At 64.3% G+C, this 18,011-nt stretch carries 18 protein-coding genes; 11 read left to right on the forward strand and 7 right to left on the reverse strand.

The annotated features are described in order from the left end of the window. Nucleotides 1–20: 20 nt before the first annotated feature. Complete coding sequence (locus tag ACFQ3C_RS17120; protein ID WP_380794393.1) at nt 21–248, reverse strand: DUF1150 family protein; 228 nt, start codon at nt 246–248, stop codon at nt 21–23. Nucleotides 249–251: 3 nt separating this feature from the next. Continuing rightward, complete coding sequence (locus ACFQ3C_RS17125; protein ID WP_380794395.1) at nt 252–665, reverse strand: Hsp20 family protein; 414 nt, start codon at nt 663–665, stop codon at nt 252–254. Nucleotides 666–889: 224 nt separating this feature from the next. Between ACFQ3C_RS17125 and ACFQ3C_RS17130 the strand changes: the two genes are divergently transcribed. The 3 genes from ACFQ3C_RS17130 (at nt 890) to ACFQ3C_RS17140 (ending at nt 2,741) form a co-directional block, all read left to right on the forward strand. Beyond that, nucleotides 890–1,114 (forward strand): YdcH family protein, encoded by a 225-nt coding sequence (locus tag ACFQ3C_RS17130; protein ID WP_380794397.1) that lies wholly within the window; start codon nt 890–892, stop codon nt 1,112–1,114. A gap of 69 nt (nt 1,115–1,183) precedes the next feature. Further along, nucleotides 1,184–1,672 carry a 5-(carboxyamino)imidazole ribonucleotide mutase gene (purE, locus tag ACFQ3C_RS17135; RefSeq protein ID WP_380794400.1) on the forward strand — a complete coding sequence of 163 codons (489 nt, stop codon included), beginning with the start codon at nt 1,184–1,186 and terminating at the stop codon, nt 1,670–1,672. Further along, nucleotides 1,665–2,741, forward strand: coding sequence for a 5-(carboxyamino)imidazole ribonucleotide synthase (locus ACFQ3C_RS17140; RefSeq protein WP_380794403.1), 1,077 nt, complete (start codon nt 1,665–1,667; stop codon nt 2,739–2,741). Before purE ends, ACFQ3C_RS17140 begins: the two co-directional genes overlap by 8 nt. 12 nt (nt 2,742–2,753) lie before the next feature. Here the strand turns inward: ACFQ3C_RS17140 and ACFQ3C_RS17145 are convergent, their stop codons facing one another. Beyond that, complete coding sequence (locus ACFQ3C_RS17145; protein WP_380794405.1) at nt 2,754–3,305, reverse strand: 2OG-Fe(II) oxygenase; 552 nt, start codon at nt 3,303–3,305, stop codon at nt 2,754–2,756. Between the two features lie 142 nt (nt 3,306–3,447). Between ACFQ3C_RS17145 and ACFQ3C_RS17150 the strand changes: the two genes are divergently transcribed. Then, the gene (locus ACFQ3C_RS17150; RefSeq protein WP_380794407.1) at nt 3,448–3,843 is read left to right on the forward strand and encodes a metallopeptidase family protein; all 396 of its coding nucleotides are present in this window, start codon (nt 3,448–3,450) and stop codon (nt 3,841–3,843) included. Nucleotides 3,844–3,917: 74 nt separating this feature from the next. On the opposite strand, the gene ACFQ3C_RS17155 is transcribed toward ACFQ3C_RS17150, so the two are convergent. Next, complete coding sequence (locus ACFQ3C_RS17155; RefSeq protein ID WP_380794409.1) at nt 3,918–5,582, reverse strand: NAD+ synthase; 1,665 nt, start codon at nt 5,580–5,582, stop codon at nt 3,918–3,920. A gap of 166 nt (nt 5,583–5,748) precedes the next feature. On the opposite strand from ACFQ3C_RS17155, the gene ACFQ3C_RS17160 reads away from it, so the two are divergent. Further along, nucleotides 5,749–7,218, forward strand: coding sequence for an MORN repeat-containing protein (locus ACFQ3C_RS17160; RefSeq protein WP_380794412.1), 1,470 nt, complete (start codon nt 5,749–5,751; stop codon nt 7,216–7,218). A gap of 68 nt (nt 7,219–7,286) precedes the next feature. Here the strand turns inward: ACFQ3C_RS17160 and ACFQ3C_RS17165 are convergent, their stop codons facing one another. Both ACFQ3C_RS17165 and ACFQ3C_RS17170 read right to left on the reverse strand, forming a co-directional pair. After that, nucleotides 7,287–8,813, reverse strand: coding sequence for a cryptochrome/photolyase family protein (locus tag ACFQ3C_RS17165; RefSeq protein WP_380794415.1), 1,527 nt, complete (start codon nt 8,811–8,813; stop codon nt 7,287–7,289). Next, entirely contained in the window at nt 8,810–9,475 is a 666-nt protein-coding gene (locus ACFQ3C_RS17170) for an SDR family NAD(P)-dependent oxidoreductase (protein ID WP_380794418.1), read from the reverse strand. The genes ACFQ3C_RS17165 and ACFQ3C_RS17170 overlap by 4 nt, the downstream gene beginning before the upstream one ends. A 263-nt stretch (nt 9,476–9,738) precedes the next feature. Here ACFQ3C_RS17170 and ACFQ3C_RS17175 point away from each other — a divergent pair, with 263 nt between their 5' ends. Beyond that, nucleotides 9,739–11,313, forward strand: coding sequence for a 2-isopropylmalate synthase (locus tag ACFQ3C_RS17175; RefSeq protein WP_380794421.1), 1,575 nt, complete (start codon nt 9,739–9,741; stop codon nt 11,311–11,313). 135 nt (nt 11,314–11,448) lie between these two features. Here the strand turns inward: ACFQ3C_RS17175 and ACFQ3C_RS17180 are convergent, their stop codons facing one another. Then, nucleotides 11,449–12,234, reverse strand: a complete 786-nt coding sequence (locus ACFQ3C_RS17180; protein ID WP_380794424.1) for a 23S rRNA (adenine(2030)-N(6))-methyltransferase RlmJ — start codon at nt 12,232–12,234, stop codon at nt 11,449–11,451. Between the two features lie 156 nt (nt 12,235–12,390). On the opposite strand from ACFQ3C_RS17180, the gene ACFQ3C_RS17185 reads away from it, so the two are divergent. From ACFQ3C_RS17185 to rodA, 5 genes are read left to right on the forward strand one after another with little or no spacing between them, the layout of a single operon-like run. Then, entirely contained in the window at nt 12,391–13,437 is a 1,047-nt protein-coding gene (locus ACFQ3C_RS17185) for a rod shape-determining protein (RefSeq protein ID WP_380794426.1), read from the forward strand. A gap of 31 nt (nt 13,438–13,468) precedes the next feature. Continuing rightward, nucleotides 13,469–14,401: a rod shape-determining protein MreC gene (mreC, locus tag ACFQ3C_RS17190; protein WP_380794429.1), complete on the forward strand. Its 933-nt coding sequence runs from the start codon at nt 13,469–13,471 to the stop codon at nt 14,399–14,401. Next, nucleotides 14,394–14,933 carry a rod shape-determining protein MreD gene (locus ACFQ3C_RS17195; RefSeq protein WP_380794432.1) on the forward strand — a complete coding sequence of 180 codons (540 nt, stop codon included), beginning with the start codon at nt 14,394–14,396 and terminating at the stop codon, nt 14,931–14,933. The genes mreC and ACFQ3C_RS17195 overlap by 8 nt, the downstream gene beginning before the upstream one ends. Then, nucleotides 14,930–16,873, forward strand: coding sequence for a penicillin-binding protein 2 (mrdA, locus tag ACFQ3C_RS17200; protein WP_380794435.1), 1,944 nt, complete (start codon nt 14,930–14,932; stop codon nt 16,871–16,873). The genes ACFQ3C_RS17195 and mrdA overlap by 4 nt, the downstream gene beginning before the upstream one ends. After that, entirely contained in the window at nt 16,870–18,009 is a 1,140-nt protein-coding gene (gene rodA, locus ACFQ3C_RS17205; RefSeq protein ID WP_380794437.1) for a rod shape-determining protein RodA, read from the forward strand. The genes mrdA and rodA overlap by 4 nt, the downstream gene beginning before the upstream one ends. Nucleotides 18,010–18,011 lie beyond the last annotated feature (2 nt).

Consider the following 18,011-nt stretch of genomic DNA (forward strand, 5'->3'; position numbering starts at 1 on the left):
TGCCGGACATGTCAGCCGCGTCAATGGACGGTGACAGGGTCCATCTGGTTCTGGCGCGCCAGCACGAAGGCCAGGCGGCGGTCCTTGACCAGGGCCAGCTGATTACCGGTCGCGTCATGCACGGCATAAAGCGTGTCCACACCCATTGCCTGCTGGCGAATTTCCTCGGGCAGGTCCGCCACTTTCACGGGGCGCACATAAACGATGGGGTTCTCGCCCTCATCACCGAAATCGAATTTCACATCCATGGCTTATCCTTTCCTGATCCTGATGGTCTGAACAACCGTCTCGGGTTCGGCGCGGGTCAGGTCCACATGCAGCAGACCGTTTTCCATGATCGCCTCGCCCACCTCGACACCGTCGGCCAGCACGAAGCTGCGCTGGAATTGCCGCGCGGCAATGCCCCGATGCAGATAGACGCGCCCCTCACCGTCGTCGCGCTGGCGGCCGCGGATCACCAGCTGGCGATCCTCGACCGTGATCGCCAGGTCGGATTCGGCGAAACCCGCCACAGCAAGGGTGATCCGATAGGAATTGTTCGAGGTCTGTTCGATATTGAAAGGCGGATAGCCTTCATTGCCGGATTTCGCGTTCCGCTCCAGCAACCGTTCCAGCTGGTCGAAACCCAGCAGATAGGGGTGCGACCCCAACGTCAGTTTCGTCATCGACACGTCCTTGTCAAAAGCGACCGTCCAGGCACGGGCCCCTTTTCGGCAACCCGTCTGTCAGAAATATGGGGCGCGGGCCCGCGCTGCACAAGTCCCCAGATGACTCCCGAAACAAGACATGGCCCGCAGCACCGAGACGCTTTGCGATTTGCCGGTTTTTCAGTATGTTGAACGCCCGTGCCGGACACGGGGGGGAATCACCTGCCTGGGAAATTCACGCCATGAACGCCATCAGCGATATGTCGATGAAGACGGACGATGTGCTGCGAGTGGAGCTGGAGGTTTTCCGCCGCGAGCATCGCGATCTGGATGATGCCATCGCCGCCCTTGTGGAAAAGGGAACAGGCGATCAGCTGACCATACAGCGGCTCAAGAAGAAGAAACTGCGCCTCAAGGACATGATTGCCCGGATCGAGGACCGCCTGACCCCCGATATCATCGCCTGATCCCGTGCCATTGCACAGGCCCGCGCCTTGGCTATAGTGCGCGCTCAATCTGACAGGGGGTGCGCGCGCATGGCCGATATCAAGGTAGGGATCATCATGGGCAGCCAGTCGGACTGGCCCACCATGAAGGAAGCAGCCGACATGCTGGATGCGCTTGGCGTGCCCTATGAGGCGCGGATCGTGTCGGCGCATCGCACGCCCGACCGGCTGTGGGATTACGGCAAGACCGCCGTGGATCGCGGCTTGCAGGTGATCATCGCGGGCGCGGGCGGGGCGGCGCATCTGCCGGGCATGATGGCGTCGAAGACCCGCGTGCCGGTGATCGGCGTGCCGGTGCAGACCAAGGCGCTGTCTGGCGTGGACAGTCTTTATTCGATCCTGCAGATGCCGCGCGGCTATCCGGTCGCGACCATGGCGATCGGTGCGGCGGGTGCGGCCAATGCCGGGCTGATGGCGGCGGGCATCCTTGCCCTGCAAGATGCGGCGCTGGCCGCACGTCTGGATGCCTGGCGCGCGGATCTGTCCGCGTCGATCCCCGAGGTGCCGGTGGATGAGTGACATGCTGAAAACAGGCGCCACGATCGGCATTCTGGGTGGCGGTCAACTGGGCCGGATGCTGTCGGTCGCAGCCAGCAGGCTGGGCTTTCGCACCCATATCTTCGAGCCGGGCGCGCATCCGCCAGCCGCTGACGTGGCGCATCAGGTGACAACCGCCCCCTATGAGGATGCGGCCGCACTGGGCGCTTTCGCGGCCGCCGTCGATGTGATCACCTATGAGTTCGAGAATATTCCCACCACCGCGCTGGACCTGCTGGAACCGCTGCGTCCGATCCGTCCGGGCCGCGAGGCATTGCGGATCAGCCAGGACCGGATCACCGAGAAGGATTTCCTGACCGGGCTGGGGCTGAAGACCGCCCCCTATGCCGCGGTGGACGATGCCGCGTCGCTGGAGGCCGCGATTGCAGCCGTTGGCGTGCCCGCGATCCTGAAGACACGGCGCTTCGGCTATGACGGCAAGGGGCAATCGCGGCTGATGGCGGCGACGGATGCGCCCCGCGCGCTGGCCGACATGGCGGGCAGCCCTGCGATCCTGGAAGGGTTCGTGGATTTCCAGTACGAAGTTTCGGTGATCGGCGCGCGGAATACGCGTGGCGATGTCGCCTGCTACGATCCCGGCGAGAACGTGCATCGCGACGGTATCCTGCACAGGACCACGGTACCATCGCGCCTGTCGGCCGCGCTGCGGATGGATGCGGTGCTGCTGACTGCCAGGATCCTGAACGCGCTGGATTATGTGGGCGTCATGGGGGTTGAACTCTTCGTTACACCCCAAGGGCTGATCGTGAACGAAATCGCGCCGCGTGTGCACAATTCCGGTCACTGGACGCAGAACGGTTGCACCATCGACCAGTTCGAACAGCATATCCGCGCCGTTGCGGGCTGGCCGCTTGGCGACGGGTCGCGCCATGCCGATGTGGTGATGGAAAACCTGATCGGGGCCGACATGGACCGTGTGCCTGATCTGGCCCGGGAACCGGCAACCGCCCTGCACCTTTACGGCAAGGCAGAGGTCAAGGCCGGCCGCAAGATGGGCCATATCAACCGGATCGTGACGCCCAAGGGCTGAGGGTCGCGGCCTTCAGCGGAAGGCCGGCCCATGCGCCCAGATCGTCAGGGACTGGCGCTGCCCCTTGGTGACGGGCGTGACGCGGTGCAGCAGGAAGCTGGGAAAGATCGTGGCATCGCCCTGCCCCAGGCTGGCCTCTTGCGCGTGGGCGCTTGGCATGACTTCCAGCCGCCCGCCCGCGTAACCATCGGGCGTTGACAGTTGCACCACCATCGTCAGCTTGCGTTGACGCGCCAGCGGGCCATCACCGATGTCGGAATGCCAGTCGAAATGGCCCTCGCGCTCGGCCCCGTAGCGGGCGACCTGGGCGCTTTCCGAGAAACTCTGCAAATCGAAGCCGAAGACATCGCGATTGGCCTCGCGCACCACGTCGATGATGCGGTCCATGACCCATTCGCTGCCGGGCACGTCATCCAGCCAGACCAGATCGGCGCGACGCAGGTTGTGATCCTGGTTCTGACCCACGAGCCGCGCATCACGCGCGGGTGCGGCATCGGCAAGCGCCACGATCCGCTCGCATTCCTCGGCGGAAAAGGCCGCCTGCCTCGCATGAACTGCGATCATCCTGTTACCTTTGTGTGAAAGACGCGGTCTTGTGCCAAAACGCGCGGGCGGCTGCCTGTCTGAACGCGACGGGCAGGTCGTTTTTCACCTTGTCCGCCCGACAGGGATTTCATTTTCGCATGGGGCAGGCCATATCGCCTGCATGACCGATACCTTGCCCAGCCTTGACCAGATCGAAGAGATGGCCCGCCACACGGTGGATGGCCTGCCCGCACCGTTCCGCGGCGCGGCGATGCAGGTCGCGATCTGCGTTGTGGACTGGCCCGATACCGACATGCTGCGCGAGCTGGAGATTGACGACCCCCTTGATCTGACGGGGCTCTACGACGGCATTCCCATGACGGAAAAATCGGTGTTCGATCAGCCGATGGGGCCCGATACCGTCTGGCTTTTCCGCGAGCCGATCCTGGATGAATGGCGCGAACGCGGCGATGTGACGGTCGCGGATCTGGTGGCCCATGTGACCATCCATGAATTCGCCCATCATTTCGGTTGGTCGGACGATGACATCGCCGCCATCGACCGCTGGTGGGAATAGGCGCGCCCCGTTACGCGTCCCGTCACGCGCCCCGTCACGCGCCCCGTTCCGATCTGGTCCGGATCAGGCCCGGATCAGGCCCCGCTGTCGTCGCGCCAGCGGTTCACGATCGGATAGCGGCGATCCAGCCAGAAAGCGCGCGGGCTGAGGCGTGTGCCGGGTGCTGACTGGAACCGCTTGTATTCGCTGATGTAAATCAGATGCTCGATCCGCTTGACCGTGGCACGGTCATAGCCTGCGGCCACGCAATCCTCGACCGAGGCTTCGGCATCGACCAGCAGCATCAGGATCGCATCCAGCACCTCGTAGGGGGGCAGGCTGTCTTCGTCCTTCTGGTCGGGTCGCAATTCGGCGCTGGGGGGTTTCTCGATGATCCGGGTCGGGATCACCTCGCCCGCCGGACCTTTCATCCAGGCGCGGTGGTTTTCATTGCGCCAGCGGCAGACCTGGAAGACACGCGTCTTGTACATGTCCTTGATCGGGTTATAGCCGCCCGCCATGTCGCCATAGATGGTGGCATAGCCCACGGCCACTTCGGATTTGTTGCCCGTGGTCAGCAGCATGTTGCCGAACTTGTTGCTCATCGCCATCAGCAACAGTCCACGCAGGCGCGACTGGATGTTTTCCTCGGTCAGATCCGGGTCGCGGCCTGCGAAAAGTGGCGCAAGCGTTTGCGTCACTGCGGCGCGGGCGGCGCTGATCGGCACCGTGTCATAGGCGCAGCCCAGCGCATCGGCCACCGCGCGGGCATCATCCAGCGATGCCTGTGAGGTATATTCCGAGGGCAGCATCACGCAGCGCAGATTGTCCGCCCCGATCGCATCGGCGGCAATCGTGGCCACGATGGCGCTGTCGATCCCGCCGGACAGCCCCAGGATTGCGGTGCGAAATCCGGTCTTGCCCATGTAATCGCGCAAGGATTCCACCATGGCGCGGTAATCGAGTTCCATCGCATCGGGGATATGGGCGCGCGCGCCCTCGGTCGCGATCCAGCCGTCGGGGCCTTGGGTGAAGTCGACATGCACGACCGCTTCGTCGAACAGCGGCAGTTGCACGGCCAGCGCACCGCCGGGGTTCAGCACGAAGGACCCGCCGTCAAAGACCTGGTCATCCTGCCCGCCCACCATGTTCAGATAGACCAGCGGCAATTCGGTTTCGATCACCCGCGCGACCATCATGTTCTGGCGCACTTCCATCTTGCCGCGAAAATACGGGCTGCCATTGGGCACCAGCAGCAGCTCTGCCCCGGTTTCAGCCAGCGTTTCGGCGACATCGGGGTGCCATGCATCCTCGCAGATTGGGCTGCCGATCCTGACGGGGCCGATACTGTAGGGCCCCTGGGGCGGGCCGGCATCGAAAATGCGCTTTTCGTCGAACACCGTCTCGTTCGGCAGATGCTGCTTGAGCACGCGGGCGGTGATCCGCCCGCCCTGCAGGATGAACCAGGCGTTATAAAGCTTGCCCTTCTCGACCCAGGGACCACCGATTCCCATGGCGGGACCTTCGGCGCAGTCCCGCGCCAGCGCCTCGATGAGGGAAATGGCCGCTTGCTGAAAGGCGGGTTTCATCACCAGGTCCTGCGTATTGTAGCCGGTGATGAACATCTCTGGCAGCGCCAGCATGTCGGCGCCTGCGTCACGGGCCTGTTCCCAGGCAGCGCGCGCACGGGCGGCATTGCCCTGAAGATCGCCCACGACGGGGTTGAGCTGTGCAAGTGTCAGGCGAAAACGCGCGGCCATGATCTGCCCTCTGATCGGTCATTCACCCGATGACTTAGCAGATCACGTGGCAAGGGAAAGCCGATATGCGGCAAAAGGCGTTGTCTGGCGGCGCGCCCTCCTTTAGGTTCCGGGGCTGAGCAAGGCCTGTCCGCGCCGGGCGGGCATCAGCGATCAAGGACATGGCATGAAGCAGACGCGCAAGATCTTCGGGATCTGCCTTGTGGCAGGGCTGACCCTGGGCACGAGCCTGTCGGCCCAGCAGACCAGCGATGTGCAGACCAAGCAATATGACGATGGCGGGGTCTATGAGGGCACGTTTCTGAACGGGCTGCAGCATGGCACGGGCACCTACCGGCTGCCCAACGGTTACGAATATACCGGCGACTGGGTCGATGGCGAGATCCGCGGCAACGGCGTGGCGCGCTTTCCCAACGGATCGGTCTATGAGGGCCAGTTCCAGCGCGGCAAGCCCGAAGGCGTGGGCCGCATCGTCTTTACCGATGGCGGCACCTATGAGGGCGAGTGGGTCGATGGCAAGATCACCGGACAGGGCATCGCCGCCTATGCCAACGGCATGCGCTATGAGGGCGGGTTCCTGGAAGCCCTGCACCACGGGCGCGGCGTGATGCAAAGCCCCGGCGGCTATGTCTACGACGGCACATGGGATCGCGGCGTCAAGGATGGCAATGCGCGGATCACCTATCCGGATGGGGCTGTCTATGAAGGCGCCGTGGTGCGCGGCGCGCGCGAAGGCACGGGCACACTGACGATGCCCGACGGGCTGATCTACGAGGGGACCTGGAAAGACGGGCAGATCAACGGTGAAGGCAGGCTGACCCAACCCAATGGCGATGTCTATGAGGGCACATTGGTCGAAGGCCGCCGCGAGGGGCAAGGCCGCGTCACCTATGCCAATGGCGACACGTATGTCGGCGGATTCGCCGATGACCTGCGCCATGGCGAGGGCGTCTTTACCGGGACCGACGGCTATGTCTACCAGGGGTCATGGGTGGCGGGGCGGATCGACGGGCAAGGCCGCGTCACCTATCCTGACGGATCGGTCTATGAGGGACAGTTCCGCGCGGATCTGCCGGACGGCACCGGCACGATCACCTATCCCGACGGATCCACCTATGAGGGCACGTGGCAGGCCGGCGTGATCCAGGGCCAGGGCCGGGCGGTCTATGCCAATGGCCTGATCTACGAGGGCGGGTTTCGCGAGGCGAAGAACCATGGCACTGGCGTGATGACCTATCCCGACGGCTATCGCTATGACGGCGAGTGGCTGGACGGTCAGCGCCATGGGCAGGGCGTCGCCACCTATCCCGATGGTACCGTCTACACCGGCCAGTTCGTGAACGGGCAGCGCGAAGGCCAGGGCCAGATCGTGATGGCAGACGGGTTTTCCTACACGGGCGAATGGCGCGCCGGCGAAATCGACGGGCGCGGCACCGCAACCTATGCCAATGGCGATGTCTATGACGGCATGTTCAGCGCAGGGCGCCGCCAGGGCGAAGGCACGATGCGCTATGCCTCGGGCCAGGAGGTGACGGGCCAGTGGCAGAACGGCGCCCCGCCCGCCACGGATGGCGCCGCCACCGCCCCTGCGCCGGAGGCAGCCCCCAGCGATGCGCCGGTCGTGCCCGCCGACTGACGGCGCGCCCGGTCGCCAGCGCGGCGATGGATATTTGAAGCAAGAAGAAAAAGGGCGCGCCTGGCCCGTCAGATGCGCTTTGCGGCCTGCATCCGCGCCAGGAAGGCATCGGCCTCGGCCAGAACGGTGGCGCGGCGATCCTCGGCCATGCGATCCCAGGTGGCATACATCTGCCCCATCCGTGGATTGGACCGGAACCGTTCCCGGTGGCGGATCAGGAAATGCCAGTAAAGCAGGTTGAACGGACAGGCGCGCGGCCCGGTCTTGTCCTTGACCCGGTAGGCGCAGCTACCGCAGTAATCGGACATCTTGTCGATGTAGTTGCCCGACGACACATAGGGTTTGGACGCGATGATTCCGCCATCTGCAAACAGGCTCATGCCGACAACGTTGGGGGCTTCGACCCATTCATAAGCATCGGCATAGACCGCCAGATACCAGTCCTGGACCTGCGCGGGGTCGATCCCGGCCAATAGCGCGAAATTGCCCGTCACCATCAGGCGCTGGATATGGTGGGCATAGGCGTTTTCGGCCGTCTGCGTCACCGCGCGTTCCATGCAGCGCATGTCGGTGGGCGCGCCCCAGTAGAGATCGGGCAGATCATTGGTGTGGCCCAGCGCGTTGCGCGTCATGTAATCGGGCCCCTCGCGGTACCAGATGCCGCGCACATATTCGCGCCATCCGATGATCTGGCGGATGAAGCCTTCGACCGCGTTCAGGGGGGCCTGGCCTGCTTTCCACGCGGCCTCGGCGCGCTGGCAGACCTCCAGCGGGTCCAGAAGGCCCGCATTGAGGTAAAGCCCGATCAGCGCATGATACATGAAGGGCTGATCCGCCAGCATCGCATCCTGATAGTCGCCGAAACCCGGCAGACCGCCCGCGATCCAATGTTCAAGGTGCTGGAGCGCCTGATCGCGATCCGTGCCGAACCAGAAGGGGCGCAACTGCCCGAAATGGTTGGAAAACCGCGCCTCGACGAGATCCAGCACCTCGGACGTGATGGCATCGGGTTCGAATCTCAGCGGCCCGTCAAAGGTGATGGCATCGGGCGCAGGCTTGCGGTTGTCATGATCATAGTTCCATTGGCCGCCGGCGGGCTGATCGCCCTCCATCAGAAGGCCGGTCTTCCGGCGCATCTCGCGATAGAAATACTCCATCCGCAGTTGCTTGCGATCCTTGGCCCAGGCCTCGAACTCGGTCGCGGTGGCGATGAAGCGATCATCGCGCAGCATGTGCAGCTTGAGCGGCATGTCCTCGAGCGCAGCGCGCAAGCGCCAGTCGCCGGGTTCGGTGGCGATCACGCCGGAGGCCTTGTGATGCGCGGAGCGGCGCAGCAGCTCTGCGGGAATGCTGCCGCTGTTGTCCGGATCGTCCAGCCGGGTGTAGTCCACCCGCCAGCCCGCATCCTGCAGGCGCGCGGCGAACTTGCGCATGGCGGCAAACAGGAATGCGATCTTCTTGGGGTGATGGGGCACATGGCCCGCCTCTTCAGCAACCTCGGCCATGATGACGACGTCGCGGTCGGGATCGGCGGCTTTCAGCGCCGCCATGCCATCGGACAGCTGATCGCCCAGAACCAGAACCAGACGCGTCACCAGCTTACCCTCTTGCCTTGCCAGTCGAAGAAACCGCCCGTTTCGGCGGGTGTCAGCCCCGCGATCACACCAAGCAGGTTGCTTGCGGCCTGATCCGGCGCCACGCGATCATGGGTGGCGGCATAATCGGCGGTAAAGCGCGTGGCGACCGTGCCCGGATGCAGCGCCACGCAGAGGGCATGGCGATGGCTGCGCGCCAGTTCGATGGCGCCGGTATGGATCATCTGGTTCAGCGCGGCCTTGGCCGTGCGATAGCTGTACCAGCCGCCAAGCGCGTTGTCGCCGATGGAACCGACCCGTGCCGAAAGCGCGGCAAAGACGGCCCGCCTGTCGCGGGGTAGCAACCGCAGACTGTGTTTCAGCACAAGGGACGGCCCGATGCAGTTCAGCGCGAACTGATCGGCCATGGCCTTGGCCGTCACCCGCCGGATCGTCTTTTCCGGTTCGGCCCCGTCGATCACCAGCGCGCCGCTTGCCACAAGGACCAGGTCAAACCCCGGCTCAAGCGCGCCAAGGGCGGCGGCCACGCTGTCCTCATCCGTGACATCAAGCCCATCGTCGCGGCGCGACAGCCCCGTCACGGCCACACCGCGCCCCTGCAGGGCCGCCACGAGCGCGGCGCCGATGCCGCCCGAAGCCCCTATGATCAATGCTTTTTCCATAGCGTGGGACCTAGGCGCAAGACTGCGGTCTTCAATGCGCGCGCCCTGAAATTCGGGCTTTTCATTTGCGGTGGCGCGCGTATAACCTGAGGTCATGACGATGCTGGCACATAATGCGACCCCGTCCCGCGCTTTGCGCGCCGCTTTCGCTGCTGCCCTTCTGCTGTCGCTAAGCCGCCTCTGAGCGTGCCGGCCTGGCGCGACCGCTCAGAGGATGTGCACCCCGCGCCACGACCATCAGCAGACATGAAAAGAGACCCGACATGACCGACAAATCCGCACAAGACCGCGTCTTGATCTTCGACACGACATTGCGCGACGGCGAACAAAGCCCCGGCGCCACCATGACCCATTCCGAAAAGCTGGAAATCGCGGAATTGCTGGATGACATGGGCGTGGATATCATCGAGGCGGGCTTTCCCATCGCTTCCGAGGGGGACTTCCGCGCTGTCAAGGAAATCGCCGAACGCTCGCGGGAGGCCGTGATCTGCGGCCTGGCGCGCGCCAATTTCGCCGATATCGACCGCTGCTGGGAGGCCGTCAAACACAGCGCGCGCCCCCGCATCCACACGTTCATCGGCACCTCGCCGCTGCACCGCGCCATTCCGAACCTGACCCAGGACGAGATGGCCGACCGCATCCACCAGACCGTCAGCCATGCGCGCAACCTGTGCGACAACGTGCAATGGTCGCCGATGGATGCCACCCGCACCGAACATGACTATCTGTGCCGGGTCATCGAGATCGCGATCAAGGCAGGCGCCACAACGATCAATATTCCCGATACCGTGGGCTACACCGCGCCACGCGAAAGCGCCGCGCTGATCCGCATGCTGAAGGAACGCGTGCCCGGCGCCGATACGGTGATCTTCGCCACCCATTGCCACAATGACCTTGGCATGGCGACCGCCAACGCCCTGGCGGCGGTCGAGGCGGGCGCGCGCCAGATCGAATGCACGATCAACGGCCTGGGTGAACGCGCGGGCAATACCGCGCTGGAAGAGGTGGTGATGGCGCTGAAGGTGCGCAATGACATCATGCCCTACCGCACCCGTGTCGACACGACCAAGATCATGAACATCTCGCGCCGCGTGGCCACCGTGTCGGGCTTTCCGGTGCAGTTCAACAAGGCGATCGTGGGCAAGAACGCCTTTGCCCATGAATCCGGCATCCACCAGGACGGGATGTTGAAGAACGCCGAAACCTTCGAGATCATGCGCCCCGAGGATATCGGCCTGACGGCCTCGAACCTGGTGATGGGCAAGCATTCGGGCCGCGCGGCACTGCGCGACAAGCTGCGCCAGCTGGGTCACGAGGTGGGGGACAACCAGCTCAAGGATATCTTCGTGCGGTTCAAGGAATTGGCCGACCGCAAGAAGGAAGTCTATGACGAGGATATCGTGGCGCTCGTCTCGGCCACGGCGGATGCGGGCAATGACCGGCTTCAGATCGTCTCGCTCAAGGTGATCTGCGGCACGGGCGGTCCGGCCGAAGCCACGATCGAGATGGAAGTCGACGGCAAGGAGATGATCGCCACCGAACATGGCGACGGCCCGGTGGATGCGACCTTCAAGGCGGTACGTGCGCTGCATCCCAACAAGGCGCGGCTGCAACTCTACCAGGTGAACGCGGTGACCGAGGGCACGGATGCCCAGGCCACGGTCAGTGTGCGACTGGAAGAGGATGGCATGATCGCCACCGGCCAGTCCGCCGACACCGATACGGTCGTGGCCTCGGCGCGGGCTTACGTGAACGCGCTCAACCGCCTTCTGGTGCGGCGCGACAAGGCCGGCCCCGGCGCCGATCGCCGCGAGATCAACTACAAGGATGTCAGCTGATCCCGGTGAGCCGAGATGATCTTGAAGGCCCGTCGCCATCCCGCGGCGGGCCTTTTGCTTTTCCGGCTTCTTCTTGCCTGAAATATCCTCGGGGGGGTCCCGCAGGGACGGGGGCAGACAGCCCCCAACCCGGACTCAGCGCTTGCCGAACATGGCTGTCAGACGCTGTGCTTCCGCCTCGATCCCCCAGGGCGCGTTCACGATGAACATCCCCGAGCCGACCATCCGGTGACCCGGGCGTACAGGGGGAAAGCGGACCTCGTGGCGCAGCACGCCGGGAAGGTTCTGCGCCTCCAGGGCTGCCAGCATCGGGCCATGGGCGCCCCCGGTCAGGATCGGATACCACAGGCAGATGATGCCGACATTCCACTTGCGGTGCAGCTTGCCGATCTGGTCGGGGATCGTGTCGTAATCCGTCTTGATCTCGTAGCTTGGGTCGATCAGCAAAAGGCCGCGTCGCGGTTCCGGCGGGCAAACGGCCTGGGCCATGGCGAACCCGTCCTGACGGTGGATGCGCGCACCATGGGGGGACATGGCAAATTCAAGGGCCGCATGTTCCTGCGGATGCAATTCGGCCAGATGCATCCGGTCGGCAGGTCGCAGGATCTGTGCGGCCAGCAGGGGCGATCCCGCATAGGCTTGCGGGCCATGGCCGGCGCGCACCTGCGCCAGGGCTGCCAGATAGGGATGGTCGGCCGCCATTCCGCCAGCGCGCAAGACCGCGCCGATACCGGCGGCGGCCTCGCCGGTCTTCAGGGCTTCGGGCGCATCCAGCAGGTAGAGGCCCCGCCCGGCATGCGTTTCCAGATAGCTCAGCGGTTTGTCCTTGGCCGTCAGGTAGGCAAGCATGCGGCAGAGCAGCGCATGTTTGTGAACATCCGCCGGATTGCCTGCATGATAGATATGTTGGTAGGACAGCATCCGCGCTGCATATCCCATCGGCCGGAATGGCGAAAGTGCGCTGATGAAGAATCAAGCGGGGTCTTTCGCTGGGGCCACCCTACCCCTATAAGGGCAAGTGGCCTGCATGGGCAGAGTCGCAGGCAACTTGCACAAATTCAACAATGGACTGACGCGATGTCACTTTTCGATAAGATGCCAAGCATTTTCGCCTCGGATATGGCGATCGACCTGGGCACAGCCAATACACTGGTCTATGTCAAGGGCAAGGGCATCGTCCTCAGCGAGCCGTCGGTCGTGGCCTACCATATCAAGGATGGTGTAAAGAAGGTTCTGGCAGTGGGCGAGGATGCCAAGCTGATGCTGGGCCGCACCCCCGGCAGCATCGAGGCGATCCGCCCGATGCGGGACGGTGTGATTGCCGATTTCGACACGGCCGAAGAGATGATCAAGCACTTTATCCGCAAGGTGCTGAAGCGGTCCACCTTTTCAAAACCCAAGATCATCGTCTGCGTGCCCCATGGCGCGACTCCGGTCGAGAAACGCGCGATCCGGCAGTCGGTACTCTCTGCAGGGGCGCGCAAGGCGGGCTTGATCGCCGAACCCATCGCCGCGGCCATCGGTGCGGGGATGCCGATCACGGACCCCACTGGCAACATGGTGGTGGATATCGGCGGCGGCACGACCGAGGTTGCGGTGCTGTCGCTGGGCGACATCGTCTATGCCCGGTCGGTCCGGGTGGGTGGCGACCGGATGGACGAGGCGATCATCAACTACCTGCGTCGTCAGCACAACCTGCTGGTGGGCGAGGCGACGGCGGAACGCATCAAGACCTCGATCGGCACGGCGCGGATGCCCGATGACGGGCGCGGCACCTCGATGATGATCCGGGGCCGCGACCTGCTGAACGGCGTGCCGAAAGAGACCGAGATCAGCCAGGCGCAGGTGGCAGAAGCCCTCAGCGAGCCGGTGCAGCAAATCTGCGAGGCGGTGATGACCGCGCTGGAAGCGACACCGCCGGACCTGGCTGCCGACATCGTGGATCGCGGCGTCATGCTGACGGGTGGCGGCGCGCTGCTGGGCGATCTGGATCTGGCGCTGCGCGAACAGACGGGCCTGGCCGTGTCCATCGCGGACGAGGCGCTGAACTGTGTGGCGCTGGGGACAGGCAAGGCACTTGAATACGAAAAACAGCTGCGTCACGCGATCGATTACGACAGCTGATCCTTTCACCCTCTGACATCAGGGGTCCGACTTGGCAAAGGACAAATCGCAGGCTGAAGACTACCTGGCCCCCCTCAAGCGATTGCTGCTGGGGGTGCTGGTCCTGTGCCTGGTCGGACTTTTCCTGGTGTGGCGGATCGACAGCCCGCGTGTCGAACGCTTTCGCGCCGCCGTCGTGGACCGCGTCGTGCCCAGTTTCGACTGGGCCATGGCGCCGGTGACCGCGACGGTGAACCTGGTCAGGGACTTCCAGAGCTATCAGCGCATCGTGCAGCAGAACCAGGACCTGCGGAACGAATTGCAGAAGATGAAGGCCTGGAAAGAGGCCGCGCTTCAGCTGGAGCAGGAGAATGCGCGCCTTCTGGATCTGAACAAGGTCCGTCTTGACCCGCGCCTGACCTTCGTGACGGGCGTCGTGCTGGCCGACAGCGGATCGCCCTTCCGGCAATCGGTCCTTCTGAACGTGGGCGCGCGCGACGGCATCGTCGATGGCTGGGCCACGATGGACGGGATCGGCCTTGTGGGTCGGATCTCGGGCGTGGGGCGCGATACGTCCCGCGTGATACTGCTGACCGATCCCGCCAGCCGGATCCCGGCGACGATACAACCTTCGGGCCAGGCCGCGATCGTGCAGGGCGACAATACGGCCGCGCCGTTGATCTCGTTCCTGGAGGATCCCGACCTCGTGCGCCCCGGTGACCGGGTCGTGTCCTCGGGTGATGGCGGGGTCTTTCCGGCCGGCCTGCTGATCGGGCAGGTCGCCACCGACCCCGGCGGGCGGCTGCGCGTGATCCTGGCCGCCGATTACGAGCGGCTGGAATTCCTGCGCGTGCTACGCAATCCCGGCACCGAGGTGATCAGGGACCCCGGCGCGCTGGTCGCGCCCAGGCAGGAGCGTCTGACCCCCGCCCCCCTGCCCGCGGATGGCGCGACACTGTCCGAGACGGAGGACAGCAATGGCTGAGGGTAGCGCCACCCGCGTTTGGGGCATGCGTCTGATGTACCTGGCGCTTGCGCTGGCGCTGATCTTCGCAAAGCTGATCCCGCTGGATTTTCAGCCGCAGGCCTGGGCCGGCCCGGATCTTCTGGTGGCCTTCACCTTTGCCTGGGTGCTGCGGAGACCGGAATTCGTGCCCGCCCTGTCGATCGGGCTTGTGGTTCTGCTGGCCGATCTTCTGTTCCTGCGTCCGCCGGGCCTGTGGGCGGCCCTGATGGTGCTTGGAACCCAGGCTCTGCGGAACCGGGCGCGCAACCTGCGCGATCAACCCTTCGTGATGGAATGGCTTGCCGTCGCCGTTGTCTTCCTGGCGATATCCGTGGCGAACCGGCTGGTTCTGGCCATCCTGATGGTGCCGCAGGCGCCTTTGGGGCTGACCATCATTCACATGATGATGACCTTGATCTGCTATCCGGTCGTGGTCATGCTGTCGCAATGGGTCTTTGGCGTACGCAAGGCGGCGCCAGGGGATCTGGACAGGCTGGGGCAACGGATATGAGACGCAATCCGAAGGACAGCGCCGATTCATCCCGCCGGATCACCCGGCGCGGGCTGGTCCTGGGTGGCGCACAGCTGGCCTTCATGGGAATCCTGGGGCTCAGGATGCGGTACATGCAGGTGGAACAGGCCGACCAGTTCCGCGTTCTGGCCGAGGAAAACCGGATCAGCATCCGGCTGATCGCGCCCGCGCGCGGGCAGATCTATGATCGCAACGGCGCAACGATCGCAGAGAACCAGCCCAGCTACCGGATCATCATGGTGCGCGAGGATGCCGGCGACATCGACCTTGTGATGCGGCGTCTCGCGGCGCTGATCGACCTTGGCGAGGATGATCAGCAGCGCGCCCTGAAGGAAATGCGCGACAGCCGTGGCGATACCCAGGTCACCGTGGCTGACCGGGTCAGTTGGGAAGATATCTCGAAGGTTGCGATCAATGCCCCCGCCCTGCCCGGCGTCACCCCCGAGGTCGGCCTGTCACGCGCCTATCCGATGGGGCCGGATTTCGCGCATGTCGTGGGCTATGTGGGTCCGATCAGCGATTACGACCTCGCACGGATCGAGAACCCCGATCACCTGCTGCGAATCCCGCGCTTCCAGATCGGCAAGGTCGGGCTTGAATCGCGGATGGAAGAGGTGTTGCGCGGCAAGGCAGGCACCAAACGGGTCGAAGTGAATGCCGCGGGACGGGTCATGCGCGAACTCGACCGCCAGGAGGGCAAGGCCGGCGCGAATATCCAGCTGACCGTGGACAATGCCTTGCAATCCTACGTCCAGGCCAGGCTTGCGGGCGAAAGCGCCGCCGCTGTCGTGATGGATTGCGCGACGGGGGATCTGCTGTCCATCGCCTCGGCGCCCAGTTTCGATCCCAACCTTTTCGTGCGCGGGATCTCGGTCGCGGATTATTCGGAACTGACCGAGAATACCTATCGCCCGCTGGCCAACAAGTCGGTGCAGGGGCTTTATCCGCCCGGGTCCACCTACAAGATGGTCACGGTGCTGGCCGCGCTGGATGCGGGTGTGATCACCCCCGAGGAAACCGTCTGGTGCCCCGGTCACCTGGAAGTATCGGGACGGCGCTTTCACTGCTGGAAACGCGCGGGCCATGGTCACATGAACCTGGAAACCGCGCTGCGCGAAAGCTGCGATGTCTATTACTACGATCTGGCGCTGAAGGTCGGGATCGACGCAATGTCGGCGATGGCCGAGAAGCTGGGCATCGGCGTGCGCTTCGATCTGCCGATGTCTGCGGTGGCGCGGGGCCGTGCCCCCACCCGCGACTGGAAGCGTGAGAACGTGGGCCAGGACTGGGTGGTGGGCGACACGGTCAACGCCTCGATCGGGCAGGGTTTCGTTCTGACCTCGCCGCTGCATCTGGCGGTGATGACCGCGCGGCTGGCCGTTGGCCGCAAGGTGGAACCGCGCCTGATCCGCAGCATCGACGGGATCGAACAGCCCGTCATCGCCGCGGAACCGCTGGGCTTCAACGAAAACCACATGCGCGCGATCCGTCGCGCGATGTTCGAGGCGACGAACAACCGCCGCGGCACGGCCTACGGCAGCCGGATCATCACCGATGGCTATCGCATGGCGGGCAAGACCGGCACCAGCCAGGTCCGCAACATCACGGCGGCCGAACGGGCGCGCGGCGTCATCCGCAACGAAGATCTGCCCTGGGAACGGCGCGATCACGCGCTTTTCGTGAACTACGCCCCCTATGATGATCCGCGCGTCGCCGTGGCCGTGGTGGTGGAACATGGCGGCGGCGGATCCGCTGTCGCGGCGCCGGTGGCGCGCGACATCACGCTGCAGGCGCTTTACAAGGGCGACCCGCCGCTTGATGCCTATCCCGAGGGCGACCGTGCCCGCATCCAGGCATTGCAGGAACGGCTGCGCCGTGAACGCGCGCCGTCCGCCCGCCCCGGACAGGATCGCGCATGAGCTATCTTGAATATACCGTCAAGACGGTGCCTTCGGGCGTCCGCAAGGTGCTCTATCTCAATTGGCCGCTGGTGCTGCTGCTGGTTGCCGTGGCCAGCGTCGGGTTTCTGATGCTCTATTCCGTTGCGGGCGGGTCCTTCCGGCCCTGGGTCGAGCCGCAGATGAAGCGTTTCGCACTGGGGCTGGTGGCCATGTTCATCGTGGCGCTTGTGCCGATCTGGTTCTGGCGCAACATGGCCGCCGTGGCCTATCTGGTGTCTCTGGCCCTGCTGCTGACGGTCGAATTCTTCGGCACCACCGGCATGGGCGCGCAGCGCTGGATCGACCTGGGTTTCATGCGTCTGCAACCCTCGGAGCTGGCCAAGGTCACGCTGGTGATGTTTCTGGCCGCCTATTACGACTGGCTTCCGATGAAGAAGATGTCACATCCGTTCTGGGTGGCGGTTCCGCTGTTCCTGATCATGCTGCCCACCTTCCTGGTGTTGACCCAGCCGGACCTTGGCACCGCGCTGCTGCTGGTGTTCGGCGGCGGGGGGCTGATGTTCGTGGCCGGGGTGCATTGGGGTTATTTCGCCGCCGTCATCGCGTCGGGCGTGGGGCTGGTGGTGGCGGTGTTCCAGTCGCGCGGGACGTCATGGCAATTGCTGAAGGACTATCAGTATCGCCGGATCGACACCTTCCTTGACCCGGCGCAGGACCCGCTGAACGCGGGCTATCACATCACGCAGGCCAAGATCGCGCTGGGATCAGGCGGCTGGACCGGCCGTGGCTTCATGCAGGGGACGCAAAGCCGGCTGAACTTCCTGCCCGAGAAACATACCGATTTCATCTTCACCACCCTGGCCGAGGAATTCGGCTTCATTGGCGGGATCTCTCTGCTGGGGCTTTATGCGCTGATCATCATCTTCTGCGTCGCCAGCGCCCTGTCGAACAAGGATCGTTTCGCATCCTTGCTGACACTGGGGGTCGCGCTGACCTTCTTTCTCTATTTTGCCGTGAACATGTCGATGGTGATGGGCCTTGCCCCCGTCGTCGGCGTGCCCTTGCCGCTGGTCAGCTACGGCGGATCGGCGATGCTGGTGCTGATGGTGGCCTTCGGGCTGGTTCAAAGCGCCCATATCCACAAACCAAGGTAAGA

Source organism: Seohaeicola saemankumensis, assembly GCF_042678485.1.
In the GTDB taxonomy this organism is placed as follows: Bacteria; Pseudomonadota; Alphaproteobacteria; order Rhodobacterales; family Rhodobacteraceae; genus Seohaeicola; species Seohaeicola saemankumensis.